Source organism: Rahnella rivi (genome assembly GCF_019049655.1).
Taxonomy (GTDB): domain Bacteria; phylum Pseudomonadota; class Gammaproteobacteria; order Enterobacterales; family Enterobacteriaceae; genus Rahnella; species Rahnella rivi.
Window position 1 is genome coordinate 131,234 of record NZ_JAFMOX010000064.1, and the last position, 17,662, is coordinate 148,895.

11 protein-coding genes and 1 other RNA gene are annotated in these 17,662 nt (G+C 54.6%); 7 read left to right on the forward strand and 5 right to left on the reverse strand.

Annotated features, from left to right (window positions below; all coding sequences use genetic code 11):
- Positions 1-31: 31 nt before the first annotated feature.
- Complete coding sequence (locus J1779_RS18365) at positions 32-937, reverse strand: LysR family transcriptional regulator (RefSeq protein ID WP_056776382.1); 906 nt, start codon at positions 935-937, stop codon at positions 32-34.
- A 110-nt stretch (positions 938-1,047) separates the two neighbouring features.
- On the opposite strand from J1779_RS18365, the gene J1779_RS18370 reads away from it, so the two are divergent.
- On the forward strand, positions 1,048-1,752 hold the full coding sequence (locus J1779_RS18370; protein WP_056776378.1) for a pirin family protein: 705 nt from the start codon (positions 1,048-1,050) through the stop codon (positions 1,750-1,752).
- A 63-nt stretch (positions 1,753-1,815) separates the two neighbouring features.
- On the opposite strand, the gene rnpB is transcribed toward J1779_RS18370, so the two are convergent.
- Both rnpB and rsmI read right to left on the reverse strand, forming a co-directional pair.
- Positions 1,816-2,194, reverse strand: an RNA gene (gene rnpB / locus J1779_RS18375) — RNase P RNA component class A.
- Positions 2,195-2,219: 25 nt separating this feature from the next.
- Positions 2,220-3,089, reverse strand: a complete 870-nt coding sequence (rsmI, locus tag J1779_RS18380; RefSeq protein WP_056776374.1) for a 16S rRNA (cytidine(1402)-2'-O)-methyltransferase — start codon at positions 3,087-3,089, stop codon at positions 2,220-2,222.
- A 61-nt stretch (positions 3,090-3,150) separates the two neighbouring features.
- On the opposite strand from rsmI, the gene J1779_RS18385 reads away from it, so the two are divergent.
- The 4 genes from J1779_RS18385 to dolP all read left to right on the forward strand — a co-directional run bounded on the left by J1779_RS18385 (position 3,151) and on the right by dolP (position 6,831).
- On the forward strand, positions 3,151-5,166 hold the full coding sequence (locus tag J1779_RS18385) for a penicillin-binding protein activator (RefSeq protein ID WP_217204466.1): 2,016 nt from the start codon (positions 3,151-3,153) through the stop codon (positions 5,164-5,166).
- 75 nt (positions 5,167-5,241) lie between these two features.
- Positions 5,242-5,625 carry a YraN family protein gene (locus J1779_RS18390; protein ID WP_056776366.1) on the forward strand — a complete coding sequence of 128 codons (384 nt, stop codon included), beginning with the start codon at positions 5,242-5,244 and terminating at the stop codon, positions 5,623-5,625.
- A gap of 30 nt (positions 5,626-5,655) precedes the next feature.
- The gene (diaA, locus tag J1779_RS18395; protein ID WP_056776362.1) at positions 5,656-6,246 is read left to right on the forward strand and encodes a DnaA initiator-associating protein DiaA; all 591 of its coding nucleotides are present in this window, start codon (positions 5,656-5,658) and stop codon (positions 6,244-6,246) included.
- Between the two features lie 9 nt (positions 6,247-6,255).
- The gene (dolP, locus tag J1779_RS18400) at positions 6,256-6,831 is read left to right on the forward strand and encodes a division/outer membrane stress-associated lipid-binding lipoprotein (protein WP_056776359.1); all 576 of its coding nucleotides are present in this window, start codon (positions 6,256-6,258) and stop codon (positions 6,829-6,831) included.
- A gap of 68 nt (positions 6,832-6,899) precedes the next feature.
- Here dolP and mtgA read toward each other — a convergent pair whose 3' ends face one another.
- Both mtgA and arcB read right to left on the reverse strand, forming a co-directional pair.
- On the reverse strand, positions 6,900-7,628 hold the full coding sequence (gene mtgA / locus J1779_RS18405) for a monofunctional biosynthetic peptidoglycan transglycosylase (RefSeq protein ID WP_217204467.1): 729 nt from the start codon (positions 7,626-7,628) through the stop codon (positions 6,900-6,902).
- An 895-nt stretch (positions 7,629-8,523) separates the two neighbouring features.
- Positions 8,524-10,866, reverse strand: coding sequence for an aerobic respiration two-component sensor histidine kinase ArcB (gene arcB, locus J1779_RS18410; RefSeq protein ID WP_056776351.1), 2,343 nt, complete (start codon positions 10,864-10,866; stop codon positions 8,524-8,526).
- A gap of 870 nt (positions 10,867-11,736) precedes the next feature.
- Between arcB and gltB the strand changes: the two genes are divergently transcribed.
- Together gltB and J1779_RS18420 are read left to right on the forward strand one after the other, a co-directional pair.
- Positions 11,737-16,194 carry a glutamate synthase large subunit gene (gltB, locus tag J1779_RS18415; protein WP_056776347.1) on the forward strand — a complete coding sequence of 1,486 codons (4,458 nt, stop codon included), beginning with the start codon at positions 11,737-11,739 and terminating at the stop codon, positions 16,192-16,194.
- A gap of 9 nt (positions 16,195-16,203) precedes the next feature.
- Positions 16,204-17,622, forward strand: coding sequence for a glutamate synthase small subunit (locus tag J1779_RS18420; RefSeq protein ID WP_056776343.1), 1,419 nt, complete (start codon positions 16,204-16,206; stop codon positions 17,620-17,622).
- The last annotated feature ends 40 nt before the right edge of the window (positions 17,623-17,662 follow it).

Below are 17,662 nucleotides of genomic sequence, written 5' to 3' on the forward strand. Positions count from 1 at the left end.
AGGAAGGTGTGGCGTAGCAACTGACCGACGCTTACTTCACTTCACGCGTAGCCAGCAGTTTGACAATTTCACGCAGGAACCAGGCTTTCGCTTCGCCCATACTGTCGCGACGCCACGCCATAATGATGTCGGTTTCGTGATTGTATTCGGCACTCACCACCCGCAAACGCCCTTCGGTAATGTCTTTTTCGACCATCGGATAAGGCATCGTCGCTACACCTAATCCTGCCAGCAATGCCTGACGTTTTTCTTCCAGCGTACTGACCGTCAGACGTTGCTGCTTATCCAGCAGTTGCACGGTCAGCACAGGGCGCTCGCGGGCAGTATCCGCCACCGCAATGCCCCGGTACTTCACGCGGCTGACGTCAGATAACGGCTCGGCTTCCAGATGGATCGGATGATCCGGTGCGGCAACGTACACGCTGACCAGCTTGTAAAGCTTACGGCTGTTAATTTCTGTTGATGAGCGAAAGTGCATATCCGGGGCGATCACAATGTCTGCGCGCCCCTGCTCAAGGCGCTCCCACGCACCGGCCAGCACTTCAGTGATCAGCGACACCTGCGTATTGGCTTTCAGCGCCAGCTTTTCAATCAGCGGGAACAGTTTCGTTGCCGGCGACAGCGCTTCACACACGATGGTGATATGGGTTTCCCAGCCGCGCGCCAGCGCTTCGGCATCCACCGTCAGTTTATCTGCCGCTTCCAGCAGCACGCGGCCACGTTCAAGCAGCATACGGCCAACGTTGGTGAATTTTGTCCGATGACCTGAGCGGTCGAATAACACCACATCCAGCTCTTCCTCCAGCTTCTGCATGGTGTAGCTCAGGGCAGAAGGGACGCGGCCCAGCTCGTCGGCAGCCGCGGCAAAGCTGCCCCGGCGGTCTATCGCATCCATGACCCGTAAGGCTTCCAGTGTGAGTGCGCGATCCTTAGCCATTCTTTTCTCTTTCAGGAAATTTGAATATAGCGACCAGATTAACTGGCTAACAATCACACGTCCAGACGCTTACCATTTATCCATTGATATTTTTAACTGAGGCGACCGCCATGATTACCAGCAGAACGGCAAAAGAGTGCGGCACCGCTGACTTTGGCTGGCTGCAAGCCCGCTACACGTTTTCCTTTGGTCACTACTTCGATCCCAAGCTGATGGGCTATGCCTCTTTGCGGGTGCTGAATCAGGAAGTGCTGGCACCGGGGGCGAGTTTTCAGCCGCGAACTTATCCGCGCGTTGACGTGCTCAATCTGGTGTTGCAGGGCGAGGCCGAGTATCGCGACAGTGAAGGTCATAGCGTGCGGGTGAAAGCCGGAGAAGCGGCGCTGTTATCGACGCAGGCCAGCGTCAGCTACAGCGAGCTGAACACCCGCGAGAAACAGCCACTGACGCGGATGCAGCTGTGGCTGGATGCCTGCCCCGAGCATGAAAACCCAATTACCCAGAAAATGATGCTGCCGGATGCGAAGCATTTCCTGCTGGCCTCGCCGGATGGTGAAGCAGGCAGCCTGCAGTTGCGCCAGAGCGTGTGGATCCATCATCTGGATTTAGCCGCAGGCGATCATATTTCGATACCTATCCGCGGACCGCGTGCTTATTTGCAGTCGATTCACGGGCAGGTTGATGCACAGGGCGCGGTCAGCAACGAATCGCAAAGACTGGCCTGTGGCGATGGGGCCTTTATTCATCAGGAAAACAGCCTGACCGTGTCTGCCAGCACGCCATTGCGCGCGCTGCTGATTGATTTGCCGGTCTGAGTTTTTCGGATTTCAGAAAGGTGAAAGCCCGCGCAGTTAACACTGCGCGGGCTTTCTTTTTGACGAGGGAGTTGACCGTTAAGCCGGGTTCTGTCGTGGACAGTCATTCGTCTAGGCCAGCAATCGCTCACTGGCTCAAGCAGCCTACCCGGGTTCAGTACGGGCCGTACCATGTGAACCCCTATTTGGCCTTGCTCCGGGTGGAGTTTACCCTGCCACGGACTGTTGCCAGCCGCGCGGTGCGCTCTTACCGCACCCTTTCACCCTTACCTGATCCCACTTGCGTGGGCCATCGGCGGTTTGCTCTCTGTTGCACTTGTCGTAAGCTCGCGCTTCCCAGGCGTTACCTGGCACCCTGCCCTATGGAGCCCGGACTTTCCTCCCCTCCATCTGTCTCCCCCGAAAGGGACGGCAACGAAGCGGCGACTGTCTGGTCAACTCCGCGGCGGATGATAGGGGAAAATCACCTACTTGTCACCCTCTTGCTCATCAAGCGCGTATTTATACAACGCATTCTTCTTCACACCGTGAATTTCTGCAGCCAGCGCGGCGGCTTTTTTCAGCGGAAGTTCTTTTTGCAGCAGCGCGAGCGTGCGCAACGCTTCCGCCGGCAAAGCCTCGGTATCGGCTTTGTGACCTTCAACGATCAGCACCATTTCGCCACGCTTGCGGGTTTCATCTTCCAGTACCCAGGCGAGCAATGCGCCGACCGCGTCACCACGAATATTTTCCCAGGTTTTGGTCAGCTCACGGGCGAGCACCACGTAGCGATCCGGCCCCCAGACTTCCACCATATCCTGCAGGCTGTCGAGCAACCGGTGGGTCGATTCGTAGAAAATCAGCGTGCGCGGCTCTTCGATCAGGGCCTGAAGTGTATCTTTTCGTGATTTCGTTTTGGCAGGCAGAAAGCCTTCATAACAGAAGCGGTCGGACGGCAAACCGGCGGCAGACAATGCCGCAATCGCCGCACAGGCACCCGGCAGCGGTACAACGCGCACACCCGCTTCACGACAACAACGCACCAGATGGTAGCCAGGGTCATTGATCAGCGGCGTTCCTGCATCGGAAACCAGCGCAATGCTTTGACCTTCCTGAAGTTTTGATAATAAATGCTCCGCTTTTTGCTGTTCATTATGATCATGAAGCGGGTACATTTTTGCGCTGATACCAAAGTGATGCAGCAATAATCCGGTATGACGGGTATCCTCCGCCGCAATCAAATCCACGCTGCTCAGCACGGCCAATGCCCGTTGGGTGATGTCCCCTAAATTGCCGATTGGCGTGGGTACGATGTACAGCGTTGATGCAGAAATATCTGCTTGATCGTGTTGATTCATTGTTTCATCCGGATTGCCGATTTAATATTGAGCATCTTGAAAAAACATCACTGGAAACTGAATGCCTTCCTCAATGACTTTTCGTACCCGTTCGGGACGTTTACTCCCTGCCATTATCGTGGCGATGCTTCTCGCCAGCTGTACCGGTCAGGCGCCACAGGCACCGACTGAAAGTGTCCAGGGCGCGGCGACTGGCAGCTCTGATTATTATCTGCAACAGGCACAGCAAAGCGGTGATGATAACAAGGCTGACTGGCAATTGCTTGCAGTGCGTGCCCTGGTGCGTGAAGGCAAAGCGGCTGAAGCCTACAATCAGCTGAAGACCCTGCCGCAAGAACTCACTGCCGCGCAGCAGCTGGAGCAAAAGCTGACGACGGCCGAAGTGCAACTGGCCATCAAAGATTTCGCCCCTGCGGCAACCACGCTGAGCACCATCGATCCGACCGCGCTGACCAACGATCAGAAGGCGCGTTACTATCAGGCGCAAATCGATGCCAGCCAGGGACGCGTCAGTCTGGGCGTGATCCGCGCGTATATTGCGCAGGAGCCACTGTTGCAGGGCCAGCCGCATCAGGACAATATCGATCGTACCTGGATGTCGCTGACGCAACTTTCCCCGCAAGATGCGAGCAGCATCGTGATCAACGCGGATGAAAATACATTGCAGGGATGGCTGGATTTACTCAGCGTCTGGCAGAGTAACAAGCAGGATCCCGATCTGCTGAAAGCCGGGATTAAAGACTGGCAGCGCCGTTATCCGGTCAATCCGGCCGCAAAAAACCTGCCAACACAGCTTAATAACGTGCTGACATTCCAGCCTGCTTCTACCGGTAAAATCGCCCTGTTCCTGCCGATGAGCGGCCCGGCGCAGGTTTACGGTAACGCCATTCAGCAAGGTTTTAACGCGGCAATGACCGGTCAGGTGTCACAACCTGCGCCACAAAGTACTTCTGCCGATCAAAACGCTCAGGCGCAGCCACCGGTCGATCCAAATGCAGCCGTCAGCACCTCAGCGCCGGAGGCGACAGCCTCCCAGGCTGAACAGCCACAAACGCCTGCGCCTGTTGTTACTCCGGTAGCGAGCAGCAATGCTCAGGTCAAAGTTTATGACACGAATGGTCAGCCTCTGGCCGCGCTTCTCACCCAGGCGCAGCAAGATGGCGCAACGCTGGTTGTCGGTCCTCTGCTCAAAGATCAGGTCAACGAACTCGCTTCTGACCAGACACCGCTGAATGTTTTAGCGCTCAATCAGCCAGAAACTGAGAAAAACAGCCCGAATATCTGTTACTTTGCCCTCTCTCCGGAAGACGAGGCGCAGGATGCCGCACGTCATATGTGGTCACAGCAAAAACGGATGCCGCTGTTGCTGGTTCCGCGTGGCAACTTTGGCGACCGTATCGCGCAGGCTTTTGCCAATGAATGGCAGAAACTGGGCGGTCAGACTGTCCTCAAGCAGGGGCTGGGTTCAGCAGGTGAATTGCGCTCTTCTATCGGCAGCGGTATCCGTCTGACCGGTACCCCGGTGATGACCAGCAATACCGCCGCTCCTGCCCAGGCGCAGGGCGTGACCATTGGCGGGATCACCATCCCGGCGCCACCGACCGATGCGCAGATCGTGCAGGGCAGTTCAGGAGGTGCCGTGGATTCGGTGTATGTCGTCGCCACGCAAAGCGAACTGACGCTGATCAAGCCGATGCTCGACATGAGCGGCAGTGGCCGTTCACGTCCGTCCGTGTACGCCAGTTCCCGCAGCTATCAGGCCGGTGCAGGCCCGGATTATCGTCTGGAAATGGAAGGCGTTCAGTTCAGCGACATTCCGTTGCTGGCGGGCTCTAATCCGGCGCTGATGCAACAGGCCTCCGCGAAATTCGGTAACGACTACTCACTGGTGCGTCTGTACGCGATGGGGATTGATGCCTGGAGTCTGGCGAATCACTTCTCACAAATGCGCACCTTGCCGGGCTTTGAAGTCTCCGGCAGTACCGGGGATTTGAGCGCCAACAGCAATTGCGTTATCCACCGTAAAATGCCGTGGCTGCAATACCGTCAGGGCTCACTGGTGCCGGTTTCTTCTTAAGAACGGCTAACGCCACTCTCGGGAACCGCTCTTCAGAACCGGTATTGCGAGAGTGACAGGTACAAGGATGTACTGATGTTTGAAAAAGTGTCAACGCCGCGGCTCACTGGCGCAAAATCGTGTGGAAACCAGTATGAAGCTTTCGCACGTCGCTACCTTGAGAGCGCCGGATTATTCTTTGTGGCCGCCAATGTGGCGTGCCGCACCGGAGAGATCGACCTGATCATGCGCGACCAGCAAACCTGGGTGTTTGTTGAAGTTCGCTACCGGCGCACCGCCCGTTTCGGCGGCGCAGCGGAAAGCGTAACGCGTCAAAAACAGCAGCGTTTGTTAAGCGCTGCGTCTTTCTGGCTTGCAGGACGCCATGCAAGCTTTGACACATCATCTTGCCGTTTTGATGTTTTTGCCATCACCGGTAGCCAGATAGAATGGCTGCGTGATGCCTTCAATGCGGAATAAATATTATGACGACTGACTGGACGAAAACCCGTGCTGGATAGAATCAAAGTCTGCTTTACCGAAAGTATCCAAACCCAGATTGCCGCGGCAGAAGCCTTGCCTGACGCGATTTCCCGCGCCGCAATGACGCTGGTGCAATCGCTGCTTAACGGCAATAAAATTCTCTGCTGCGGTAACGGCACCTCTGCGGCAAATGCCCAGCATTTTTCCGCCAGTCTGATTAATCGTTTTGAAACTGAACGTCCCAGCCTTCCTGCAATCTCACTATGTGCAGATAACATTGTGCTGACCGCCATCGCTAACGACCGGCTGCATGATGAAATCTATGCCAAACAGGTGCGGGCCTTAGGCCAGGCGGGCGACGTCCTGTTGGCTATTTCTACGCGCGGCAACAGCCGTGATATTGTCAAAGCCGTTGAAGCCGCGGTCACCCGTGATATGACCATTGTGGCGCTTACAGGTTATGACGGCGGCGAGCTGGCGGGTTTGCTGGGTCCTCATGATGTTGAGATCCGAATCCCGTCTCATCGCAGCGCCCGTATTCAGGAAATGCATATGCTCACAGTGAATTGCCTCTGTGATCTGATTGATAGCACGCTGTTCCCTCACCAGGACGATTAAGGAGATCAAATGAAGGCAAGTCCTCTCTTTGCAATACTGTTTAGCGCCCTTCTGCTACAAGGTTGCGTTGCCGCCGCAGTGGTTGGCGTTGCTGGCGTTGCCACCAAAACCACCACGGACCCGCGTACCGTCGGCACACAGGTTGATGACAGCACGCTGGAAGCCAGGGTGTCTAATGCCATCAGCAAAGACAAACAGCTGAAGGACGAAGCGCGTATTGTGGCGACGGCGTATCAGGGCAAAGTCCTGCTGACCGGCCAGACCCCGACACCGGATATGGCCGCGCGCGCCAAGCAGATCGCGGTTGGCGTTGAGGGTGCAACGGAAGTGTATAACGAGCTTCGCACCGGTAAGCCTGTGACCATGGGTACCGCCTCTACCGATACCTGGATCACCACCAAAGTCCGCTCGCAGTTGCTGACCAGTGATTCAGTGAAATCTTCCAACGTGAAAGTGACCACTGAAAACGGCGAAGTCTTCCTGCTGGGTCTGGTGACACAGGATGAAGGTAAATCTGCGGCAGGTATCGCGGCAGGTGTCAGCGGCGTGAAACACGTGACCACGGCATTCACCTACGTGAAGTAATTCCGGCGGCCATCACGAAAAAGGACAGCGCATTGGCTGTCCTTTTTTTATGTGCGTTGCTCAGGAAATTAATGCAGTTTATGTTCCACCAGGAAAGACTCACCGCCGAGCTGGCTCATCTGGCGCAGGATCCACTGTTGCCTGCGAATGACGTAGGCTGAAGGCGCGTTGACCTTAAACAGGTGTGGATTGGGGAGCACGGCAGCCAGTAACGCCGCCTGAGAAGCGGTCAGTTTGCTGGCCGGTTTATGGAAGAAATGCTGTGCCGCCTGTTCAACGCCAAAGACACCGTCGCCGAACTCCACGATGTTCAGATAAACCGTCAGAATGCGTCGCTTTGTCCATACCGTTTCAATGCCAACGGTCAGCCCGGCTTCCAGCCCTTTGCGGATCCAGCTGCGCCCATCCCACAAAAATAAATTCTTGGCCGTCTGCTGCGAAAGCGTCGATGCACCGCGCATTTTTCCGCCGTCTTTATCACTGTCCAGCACCGACTGAATAGCATCCACATCAAATCCCCAGTGTTCAGTGAATTTCTGGTCTTCCGCCGCCATCACCGCCAGCGCCATCGGCGAGGAAATGTCATCCATCGCGACCCAGTCGGAATGGGCGACGTAACCAAAGTCACCGGTCAGCCACGCCGATACCTGCCTTTCCACCATCACGGCAGAAAAAGGCACCGGCAAAAAGGCGAAAATCACAATTCCTGCTATCCATAAGCAGGGTAACAGTATCAGCACACGTTTGAGCCATAACAGTGGCTTACGTAACAGACCTTTTTTTGCAGATTTATTCATTAAGCGCTTTCCGTAACACATCTGACCATCTAATCAATCTCCGCAAGAACCACCGGATTCGGGCTAGCGAAACTAAGACGCAGATTGCTAACAATCTGGTCAGGCCTATCCCATTTTTAACCGCACATTAACCAAATTAAAAGGCTTTTGATCCATATCATCAATGAGTTCCAGATCCTGGGAACCGGTTCCCAGGGGTTTTCATCCCCCGGCATCAACTGTATTCTTTTGCTACATTCCGTAACAATTCATAAATTTATTGATTAACAAAATTTATACATTCAATTTTAGATAGTGAACGAAAACTCATCAAAAACTCGCCCGCCCCTGGCGTCACTAAGTCAAATCGGTTACTCAAAAAAACCACAATGCAGACGAAAATTCACACAACGGACGGGCAGTCAGGACGTCTACCTAAGTGAAATTATTTCACTACATAAAATGAGATGAAATCTTATGCCATTTAACAGACGGTCCGAATCCACTTTCACGCATACACCATGATTTACAGTAAGTTGCCGCGGGTTCCGTGCGGTGTATTCAGGGGGATTACGCACAGTTTTTGTAGAAAAAACCAGCAAATCGCCGTCTGAATTTTCACGAACCTAAGCAAAATTGCATGCCGTCATAACGTCATCAACAACCTTCATTTGTATTCTCTCAAAAATCCTGCGATAAAGACTTGATGTTTTGTATAGACAAAGACTAATCTACATCACAGTTTTTAATGAATGTTGTAACAGTTCAGCTTATATTTGTTATGTTGATGGCTACAGGATGTATTAGACTTACCCTGAATTCCAAGACCTGCGAAATCCAAACCCTAACAACTATCGTGGGTTACCATTTTCCCTGGTGTTGGCGCAGTATTCGCGCACCCCGGCTTCGGCCGGGGTTATTTTTTTTCAGCGTTTGAAGTCCATTCACGCAGCACCTGAATATCATTTCGCCACTCCGCCTTCAGCTCATCAATCCATTCCTGAACGTTATCCCACCAGGCCGGCAATGTTGGCGTTTGAATTTGTTGCGCCAGTTGCTGTAAATGCTTCAGACCGACAGAACCCGCTGCACCTTTGATTTTATGCCCTTCTTCGGCAATGCCTTTCTGGTCACGCGCCGTCATGTTGGAATCCAATACCGCGAGATAACCCGGCATCATTTTTTCAAACATATCTGCACTCTGATAAATCAGTTGCGGGCCCACCAGGTCGATGTACTGCTCCAGCATGGCGGTATCGAGTAAAGTTTCGCTGTCTTTCATCACTGCGGGCTCCTTTTCCATCACGGATACTTCTGGCTGATGATCCCAAAACTGCTGGATCATCGCGGTCAGGGCAGAAACAGACAGCGGCTTGCTCAGCACGTCGTCCATTCCGGCGTCGAGATACTCTTTTTTGTCTTTGAGCACGTTGGCCGTCAACGCAATCAGCGGCGGCAAATGCTTACCGGCGTAATCGGTGCGTAATTTGCGGGCGATATCCAGCCCCGTCATGTCGGGCAGCTGGATATCCAGCAGAACCAGGTCGAATTCGTCGGGATCGAACATCTCCAGCGCATCATGCCCGTTCATTGCCACTTCCACGCTGTTACCCAGTTTCTCCAGCACCGAACGCGCCACAATGACGTTCAGCTCGATATCTTCCACCAGCAACACATGAAGCGCCGGCAGCGGCATCTCCTCCTCTTCATCGTCGCTTTGCGTCACCGGCGCATCCAGCGTCGGCGCACGCACCGTCAGCGTGAAGCAGGAACCCTGCCCCGGCACGCTGCTGACGGTAATATCGCCGCCCATCGCCTGCGCCAGACGCTTAGAAACGGCCAGACCGATCCCGGTTCCGGTTGCGGGTTTGCCCCCGTTACGGTCTTTCACCTGATAGTACATGGCGAAAATTTTATCCTGCTCATCCTGCGGAATGCCCATTCCCGAATCGCGCACCACGAAGCGCAGCATGTCGTTCGCTTCGTAATGGACGCTCAGCACGATTTCCCCTTCACGGGTAAATTTGACGGCGTTACCGATCAGGTTCCATAAAATCTGCCGTAAGCGCGTGCCGTCGGTGGTGATGCTGCGCGGCAAGGGTAAATCCGGATCCATGATGAATTTCAGCCCTTTCGGCTGCGCCAGAAGGCCGGAGAGGTTTTCCAGATCGGACAGGAACTCAGTGAAATCGACTGTCTGGTTATCGAGCTGCACTTTGCGGCGCTCGATTTTGTCCATTTCAATGATGTCGTTGAAGATATTGCCGAGCGTGATGGCGCTGACGTGAATGGTTTTGAGGTAGCTGTGCTGCTCTTTGTCCAGCTCCGTGTCCAGCAGGATGCGGCTGAGCCCGACGATGCCGTTAAGCGGCGTACGCAGCTCGTGGCTGATGGTCGAGATAAACGTCGTCTTTTCCCGGCTGGCGTTCTCCAGCGCGTCCTGATAGCGCTTACGCTCGGTAATATCGCGCCCGAAGCCCATCAGGCCGTGGCGTTTACCGATGCGATCGTAGAACGGCACCTTGCGCAGCTCGAAACAGGCTTTCCGCCCGTCCGGATAGACCAGCCATTGTTCGTAGGTGAGGGAAACGTTGTGACGGAACACCTTCTCATCGGTTTCCACCACTTTCTCGGCGATATCGGGGGTATAGACATCGTTCGGCGTCAGACCGATCAGTTGCTTCTCGCTTTTGCCGGTGAGCAATTCCATCGCACGGTTACAGCCGGAGAATTCTTTGTCTTCGTTACGGTAATACACCAGATCCGGAGAAGCATCGAGGAAGGAGCGCAGTAACGCCGATTGCTGACTCAGTTCGATCTGCGCCTGTTCACGATGATGCATTTCGAGTTTCAACTTATCGACCACGGCCAGACGCGCTTCTTCTGCTTTGACGCGGTCAGCAATTTCCTGATTCAGCTGGGTAATATTGTCTTTCAGCTGCTGATTCAGTTCGAGATCGCGATGGCGCATCTCTTCAAGCTTATCGACCAAACGGGTGAGACGCTGGCGCGACTCCTCGAGCTGCTCCACCACCACCGACAGAAAGTACACGGCCCAGGGGGTGATCAGTAATCCAAAGAAAATGGACCGGACGACGTCGATACTTTCCACCTGACCACGCAACAGCATGGTCACCGCCATCTGAACAATCATCGCCAGCACCACCAGCGCAGAAGCCAGAAGCAGTGAAAATCTCACCAGCCCCAGTTTGACCATCAGATCGACATAATACTGCGCTAAAACCCGGATTTGCTTCATAACGGTTCCCTTAAAACGAAGTCGACTGAATCATACCGCAAAACCTTGCCGGGGTGAGCGCGGGGCGGTATTGAGCTGAAAGTTTGTGACCTGCACCGTGCAGGGGCTTACGGTGGTGCAATGCGGGAAATAAGTGCAGAGATATTGACTAATTTCTGCCGCGATATTATTAATATCGGCCGGCAATTTTCTGCCCGTTGCCAGGCCAACTGCCCTCTGGCTAACGTATTTCTCCTTTCACTCCCTAATCCTTTCCCTAAAGGCGCTGCCCGCACAGGCATAACTATTCATTATTACTGCAAATAAAGTCATTCATGGCAGTATGAATAATTCTTATTACATCCGCTGCATTAGCACATTATTACGGCCCGGTTAAAAACAGTGACAAACCGCATGGGGACTGTGTTTTGCAGTATAAAATACTGGTAAATAGTCGCCTGCCAGCATGGTGCGGAGATCTGAAGCTTTCTCCATAGTGAGTCAGCTCACACTTTACAGGCATGACCACACCGAAATTACGCCAATAAAATCACCATAATTTATATATATTTCAAATAATTAAATCCCTTTATATCACTTTTAATATAACTTAAATCGCCATTTGACCTGTCAATGCTTTCTCGCTAAGTTGGGAGTCCGCTGGAAGCAATCTCGACGGGTGAGCAACTCGTCATATTTATGCAGTAATTGAAGACTCCCTCATTAAAACAAGTCAACCACCACTTGTGAGAACCATCACGAGAGGCCTTTGACGGAGATGCCCGGGCATTCAACGCACCGCAAGAGTGCGCGAAAATGCGAGCAATCTCTGTCTATAAGTCCCCTCGCAGTTGGTGTGAGAGTCTCGCAGAGCCTGGGGAGGTTCACGTTATGTTGTACGATAAATCCCAAGAGAGGGACAACTGTGGTTTCGGCCTGATCGCCCATATAGAAGGCGAACCTAGCCATAAGGTCGTGCGTACAGCCATTCACGCGCTGGCCCGTATGCAACACCGTGGCGCGATCCTTGCTGACGGCAAGACCGGCGACGGCTGTGGCCTGCATTTACAGAAACCGGATCGGTTCTTCCGGATGATCGCCGAAGAGCGCAACTGGCGTCTGGCGAAGAACTATGCCGTCGGCATGCTATTCCTCAGCAAAGATGAAACAGAAGCGGCTGCCAGCCGCCGTATTGTTGAAGAAGAGTTGCAAAACGAAACGCTGTCCGTGGTGGGCTGGCGTGACGTTCCGACCAATCCGGACGTTCTCGGTGAAATCGCGCTTTCCTCCCTGCCCCGTATCGAACAGATTTTTGTCAACGCGCCTGCCGGCTGGCGTCCGCGTGACATGGAGCGACGCCTGTATATGGCGCGCCGCCGCATTGAGAAACGCATTCAGGATAAAGATTTCTATGTGTGCAGTTTCTCCAACGTGGTCACGATCTATAAAGGCCTGTGTATGCCTGCGGATCTGCCACGCTTCTATTTAGACCTGGCCGACCTGCGTCTGGAATCGGCGATCTGCCTGTTCCACCAGCGCTTCTCGACCAACACCGTTCCGCGCTGGCAACTGGCTCAGCCCTTCCGCTATCTGGCGCACAACGGCGAAATCAACACCATCACCGGTAACCGCCAGTGGGCGCGTGCACGTGCGTATAAATTTAAAACACCGCTGATCCCCGATCTGCAAGATGCTGCGCCTTTCGTCAATGAAACCGGCTCCGACTCCAGCTCGCTGGATAACATGCTGGAACTGTTCCTGGCGGGCGGGATGGATCTGCTGCGCGCGATGCGTTTGCTGGTGCCGCCAGCCTGGCAGCAGAACCCGGATATGGACAACGATCTGCGTGCGTTCTTCGACTTTAACTCCATGCACATGGAACCGTGGGACGGCCCGGCCGGTATCGTGATGTCAGATGGCCGCTATGCCGCCTGTAACCTCGACCGTAACGGTCTGCGCCCGGCGCGTTATGTCATCACGAAAGACAAGCTGATCACCTGCGCATCTGAAGTCGGGATCTGGGATTATCAGCCGGACGAAGTGGTCGAAAAAGGCCGCGTCGGACCTGGCGAACTGATGGTAATCGACACCCGCAGCGGCAAGATCCATCACTCCGCTGAAACCGACAACGACCTGAAAGGCCGTCACCCTTACAAAGAGTGGATGGAGAAAAACGTTCAGCGTCTGGTGCCGTTCGAAGACCTGCCGGAAGATCAGGTTGGCAGCCGCGAGCTGGATGACACTACGCTGGAAACCTTCCAGAAACAGTTCGGCTACAGCAGCGAAGAACTTGATCAGATCATCCGCGTACTGGGTGAAAACGGTCAGGAAGCCGTCGGCTCGATGGGTGATGACACGCCATTTGCCGTGCTTTCCAGTCGTCCCCGCATTATTTATGACTACTTCCGCCAGCAGTTTGCGCAGGTGACCAACCCGCCAATCGATCCGCTGCGCGAAGCCCACGTGATGTCTCTGGCGACCAGCATTGGCCGCGAGATGAACGTGTTCTGCGAAGCCGAAGGTCAGGCGCACCGTCTGAGCTTCAAATCGCCTATTCTGCTGTGGTCTGACTTTAAACAGCTCACCACGCTGGACAGCAAACATTATCGCGCGGAAACGCTGGATCTGACTTACGATCCGAGCGAACAGAACATGGAGCAGTTCGTCCAGAAACTCTGTGACGAAGGCGAGCAGAAAGTGCGCAACGGCGCCGTGTTACTGGTGCTGTCTGACCGAAATATTTCGGCCAACCGCCTGCCGCTGCCTGCGCCAATGGCCGTCGGCGCGCTGCAACTGCGTCTGGTTGAGAAAAGCCTGCGCTGCGATGCCAACATCATTGTTGAAACCGCCAGCGCCCGCGACCCGCACCATTTCGCCGTGCTGATTGGTTTTGGTGCCACGGCGGTTTATCCGTATCTGGCCTACGAAACACTGGCAAAACTGGTCGACTCTCAGGTCATCGAGAAGAAATACCGTGAAGTGATGTTGAATTACCGCAACGGCATCAACAAAGGCTTGTACAAGATCATGTCCAAAATGGGCATCTCAACCGTGGCCTCTTACCGCTGCTCCAAACTGTTTGAAGCGGTCGGTCTGGCAAAAGATCTGTGCAACACCTGCTTCAACGGCGTGGTCAGCCGTATCGGCGGTGCCGGTTATACGGATTTTGAACAAGATCTGCTGAACCTGTCCAAACGTGCGTGGCTGAAACGCAAAACGCTGGATCAGGGCGGCCTGCTGAAATTTGTCCACGGTGGCGAATATCACTCTTATAACCCGGACGTGGTCACCACCCTGCAAACCGCAGTGAACAGCGGTGATTACGACGATTATAAAAAATACGCCAAACTGGTTAACGAGCGTCCGGTAGCGACACTGCGTGACCTGTTGAAAGTGACACCAAAAGGCCAGCCAATCCCGGTGGATCAGGTGGAACCGGCGGAAGGCTTGTTTACCCGCTTTGATACCGCGGCGATGTCTATCGGTGCGTTAAGCCCGGAAGCGCATGAATCTCTGGCCGAAGCGATGAACAGCATCGGCGGACGTTCTAACTCCGGCGAAGGCGGCGAAGATCCGGCGCGTTACGGCACCAATAAAGTGTCCCGTATTAAGCAGGTCGCTTCCGGTCGTTTCGGTGTAACACCGGCGTACCTGGTGAATGCTGACGTTATTCAGATCAAAGTCGCACAAGGTGCAAAACCAGGGGAAGGCGGCCAGTTGCCGGGTGACAAAGTGACGCCGTACATCGCGAAACTGCGTTATTCCGTGCCGGGCGTGACCCTGATTTCTCCACCGCCGCACCACGATATTTATTCTATCGAGGATCTGGCGCAGCTGATTTTCGACCTGAAACAGGTCAACCCGAAAGCCATGATTTCGGTGAAGCTGGTTTCTGAACCGGGCGTCGGCACTATCGCCGTCGGCGTGGCAAAAGCCTATGCGGATCTCATCACCATCGCCGGCTACGATGGCGGCACCGGCGCAAGCCCGCTGTCTTCGGTGAAATACGCCGGTTGTCCGTGGGAACTGGGTCTGGTGGAAACACAGCAGGCACTGGTCGCCAACGGCCTGCGTCATAAAATCCGTCTGCAGGTGGATGGCGGCCTGAAAACTGGCCTCGACATCATCAAAGCGGCGATTCTTGGCGCAGAAAGCTTCGGTTTCGGTACCGGCCCTATGGTCGCACTGGGCTGTAAATACCTGCGTATTTGCCACCTGAATAACTGCGCAACCGGCGTGGCAACTCAGGACGATAAACTGCGTCGCAACCATTATCACGGCCTGCCAGAACGCGTAGTGAACTACTTCAAGTTCATCACGCAGGAAACCCGTGAAATCATGGCCGAACTGGGCGTGAGCCAGCTGGTCGATCTGATTGGTCGTACCGATCTGCTGACCGAACTGGATGGCTTCACCGCCAAACAAAACAGTCTGGATCTTTCTGCGATGCTGGCAACCGCCACACCGCATGAAGGCAAAGCGGTGTACTGCACCGAAAGCAACCCGGCGTTCGATAAGGGTCAGCTGAACAAAGACATTCTGGAACAGGCTGCGCCGCATATCGATTCCAAGCAGAGCAAAGCGTTCTACTTCGATATCCGCAACACTGACCGCTCCGTCGGCGCTATGTTGTCCGGTGCGATCGCTGAGAAACATGGCGATCAGGGTATGGCGGCAGATCCGGTACGTATTAACTTCAACGGTACCGCGGGCCAGAGCTTCGGCGTCTGGAACGCAGGCGGCGTCGATTTGATGCTGACCGGCGACGCGAACGACTACGTGGGCAAGGGCATGGCCGGTGGCCGCATTGCCATCCGTCCACCAATAGGTTCAGCGTTCCGCAGCCACGAAGCCAGCATCATCGGTAACACCTGCCTGTACGGCGCTACCGGCGGCAAAATGTTTGCAGCGGGCCGTGCGGGTGAACGTTTCGCCGTGCGTAACTCCGGTGCCATCACCGTGGTTGAAGGCATTGGCGATAACGGTTGTGAATACATGACCGGCGGTATTGTGTGTGTGCTCGGTCGTACCGGCGTCAACTTCGGCGCAGGCATGACCGGTGGCTTCGCTTACGTTCTTGATGAAGACGGCGAATTCCGCAAACGCGTTAACCCGGAACTGGTTGAAGTCCTGGAAGTGGCCGATCTGGCTATCCATGAAGAGCATCTGCGCGGTTTGATCATCGAACACGTACAGTTGACCGCCTCGGCCCGTGGTGAAGAAATTTTGGCGAACTGGCCTGAATGGGCAGCGAAATTTGCTCTGGTTAAACCGAAGTCCAGTGATGTCAAAGCATTGTTGGGTCACCGTAGTCGTTCCGCAGCTGAGCTGCGGGTACAAGCGCAGTAAGAGGTTAAGATGAGTCAAAACGTTTATCAATTTGTCGACTTACAGCGTGTTGATCCGCCTAAAAAAGCGCTGAAGATCCGTAAAATTGAGTTTGTGGAAATTTACGAGCCGTTCTCAGCAACTCAGGCTGCATCACAGGCAGACCGCTGTCTGTCCTGCGGTAACCCTTATTGCGAATGGAAATGCCCGGTTCACAACTACATTCCGAACTGGCTGAAACTGGCAAACGAAGGTCGCATCATGGAAGCCGCCGACCTCGCGCACCAGACCAACAGCCTGCCGGAAGTCTGCGGACGCGTTTGTCCTCAGGACAGACTGTGCGAAGGTTCCTGTACCCTGAACGACGAGTTTGGTGCGGTGACCATCGGTAACATCGAGCGCTACATCAGCGACAAAGCCATCGAGATGGGCTGGCGTCCGGATATGTCTCACGTGCATCCTACCGGCAAACGCGTGGCGATTATCGGCGCAGGTCCGGCAGGTCTGGCTTGTGCTGACGTGCTGACCCGTAACGGTGTGAAAGCAGTGGTTTACGATCGCCATCCGGAAATCGGCGGCCTGCTGACTTTCGGCATTCCGGCCTTCAAGCTGGAAAAATCGGTGATGACCAAGCGTCGCGAAATCTTCACGGAGATGGGGATCGAATTCCAGCTCAATACTGAAGTCGGTAAAGACATCACCATCGACGCTCTGCTGGCAGAATACGATTCTGTGTTCCTCGGCGTCGGGACTTATCAGTCCATGCGCGGTGGTCTGGCGAACGAAGATGCGCCGGGCGTGTACGATGCCCTGCCGTTCCTCATCGCCAACACCAAGCAACTGATGGGTTACGATGACAGTCAGGAAGAGCCTTACGTGACGATGGATAAAAAGCGCGTGGTGGTGCTCGGCGGTGGTGACACCGCGATGGACTGCGTGCGTACGTCAATTCGTCAGGGCGCAACGCATGTGACCTGTGCGTACCGTCGTGATGAAGAGAACATGCCGGGCTCACGTCGTGAAGTGAAGAATGCGCGCGAAGAAGGTGTGGATTTCAAATTCAACCTGCAACCGCTGAGCATTGAACTGAACGATTCAGGCCGCGTCTGTGGCGTGCGTATGGCGCGTACCGAACTTGGCGCGCCGGATGCTCATGGCCGCCGTCGTGCAGAAATCGTCGCGGGTTCCGAACATGTGATGGAAGCCGATGCCGTGGTGATGGCGTTTGGTTTCCGCCCTCACAAAATGGAATGGCTGGCAGCGCACGATGTTGAGCTGGATACTCAGGGCCGCATTCTGGCACCTGAAGGCAGCGACAACGCCTTCCAGACCAGCAACCCGAAAATCTTCGCCGGTGGCGATGCGGTTCGCGGATCGGATCTGGTGGTCACGGCGATTGCCGAAGGCCGTAAAGCGGCAGAAGGCATCATGAACTTCCTCGAAGTCTGATCCACTCTGTCATGAAAACGGGGCTGCCAGCGATGGCAGC

Coding starts and splice junctions, on each gene's coding strand:
- J1779_RS18365 (WP_056776382.1), bottom strand. CDS start 937: ATGGCTAAGGATCGCGCACTCACACTGGAAGCCTTACGGGTCATGGAT.
- J1779_RS18370 (WP_056776378.1), top strand. CDS start 1,048: ATGATTACCAGCAGAACGGCAAAAGAGTGCGGCACCGCTGACTTTGGC.
- rsmI (WP_056776374.1), bottom strand. CDS start 3,089: ATGAATCAACACGATCAAGCAGATATTTCTGCATCAACGCTGTACATC.
- J1779_RS18385 (WP_217204466.1), top strand. CDS start 3,151: ATGCCTTCCTCAATGACTTTTCGTACCCGTTCGGGACGTTTACTCCCT.
- J1779_RS18390 (WP_056776366.1), top strand. CDS start 5,242: ATGTTTGAAAAAGTGTCAACGCCGCGGCTCACTGGCGCAAAATCGTGT.
- dolP (WP_056776359.1), top strand. CDS start 6,256: ATGAAGGCAAGTCCTCTCTTTGCAATACTGTTTAGCGCCCTTCTGCTA.
- mtgA (WP_217204467.1), bottom strand. CDS start 7,628: ATGAATAAATCTGCAAAAAAAGGTCTGTTACGTAAGCCACTGTTATGG.
- arcB (WP_056776351.1), bottom strand. CDS start 10,866: ATGAAGCAAATCCGGGTTTTAGCGCAGTATTATGTCGATCTGATGGTC.
- gltB (WP_056776347.1), top strand. CDS start 11,737: ATGTTGTACGATAAATCCCAAGAGAGGGACAACTGTGGTTTCGGCCTG.
- J1779_RS18420 (WP_056776343.1), top strand. CDS start 16,204: ATGAGTCAAAACGTTTATCAATTTGTCGACTTACAGCGTGTTGATCCG.